Origin of the sequence: [Chlorobium] sp. 445 (genome assembly GCA_002763895.1) — a bacterium.
GTDB lineage: Bacteria > Bacteroidota > Chlorobiia > Chlorobiales > Thermochlorobacteraceae > Thermochlorobacter.
This window is the reverse complement of the sequence record NSLH01000076.1, coordinates 1-1,245: the sequence shown is the minus strand read 5'-3', so window position 1 is coordinate 1,245 and position 1,245 is coordinate 1. Positions and strand designations below refer to the sequence as shown.

The 1,245-nt window shown below is 48.3% G+C and carries 1 protein-coding gene; it reads left to right on the top strand.

Translation table 11 applies throughout. From position 1 onward, the window contains the following. The first annotated feature begins 615 nt into the window (after window positions 1-615). Window positions 616-885 (top strand): hypothetical protein, encoded by a 270-nt coding sequence (locus tag CMR00_12820; GenBank protein PIO46985.1) that lies wholly within the window; start codon window positions 616-618, stop codon window positions 883-885. Window positions 886-1,245 lie beyond the last annotated feature (360 nt).

Sequence of the window (1,245 nt, the reverse complement as noted above, 5' to 3'; positions counted from 1 at the left end):
CTGCGACTTTATCCACACAAGAGTTATGGATATTTCAAACTTCTATGTAGCCCTCTTGTGGTCACTGCCCGTGTTCTGTCTGGTTAGGTAATAGCTGCATGTTCCTATCACGTTATCGAGCTTCCATTTCTAAAGCATCGGAAAACTTACGTCCGCGCAACATAACAATTCATTCAACCCGATGCCGCTTCGCGGCACGGGTTAATTCAGGCGTTGGGCGGCATAGTTCACACGGTGAGCCCACGTTACGGAGTCGTAAAGAGGAGGTTAAGATGAAAAGCAAACAGTTCTCTACAATTCCTACTCTAGGATTGGTGATTGCGTTAGCAACTTTGATGCTGGGTTCCGTACTCGACCCGGTTCAAGCGTATCCCAACCTCGAAGTCACTCCGACACCTGAAAAGACAAGGGTATCCCCTCAACATAGCTGTCAAGACTGAGCGTCTGCTTTGGACCCACCGGGAAGATGCCTCTCCCTCACCAACAGTAGCAGGTATTGTTAACGGGGATTTCGAGGAAGGGTCTGCTGGCTGGGAAGAATATTCCTATCAGGGGTTGCCTTTACTGTATTATAAGGACGATTTACCAATAGCGCCTCACAGTGGTAATTGGGCAGTGTGGTTGGGTGGCGATGACGACGAAACTGCTTATATATCCCAGACGTTGACCCTTCCGGGCGGAGCCACGACTTTGAGATTCTGGCACTGGATTGAATCCGAAGATTTGTGCGGCTATGATTTTGCGTGGGTAAGAATCAACAATATCTCTCTGCTGACCATTGACTTGTGCAGTGATAATAATACCACCGGTTGGGTTGCGCGAACCGTTAATATCAGCGCATATGCTGGGCAAACGGTCTCCCTGCAGTTCCGAGTTGAAAACTGATTTCTCGTTGAATAGCAACTACTTTGTGGACGATGTAATGCTGGAAGGTATGACACCTGGGGACTACTATGTCTATTTGCCACTCGTGTCGCGTTGAGGAATTTCTGGGCTGGGTACTTTGATGACTTCAGCAATCCAAATAGCGGCTGGGCAGCCGGGGAAAATGATAATGTGATCTACCGGTATCTCAATGGCGAGTATCAGATTTATCTCAAACGAGGAAATTGGGGATGGGCAATTACACCGGATTTAGTTCTGCCAAGTGATTACCGAATTGAAGTAGATGCCCGAAAGGTATCCCCTGGCGTTTGCTCGTATGGTTTGGTTTTCGGAGTTCGTTGGACAGCCGACTCCTGGGAA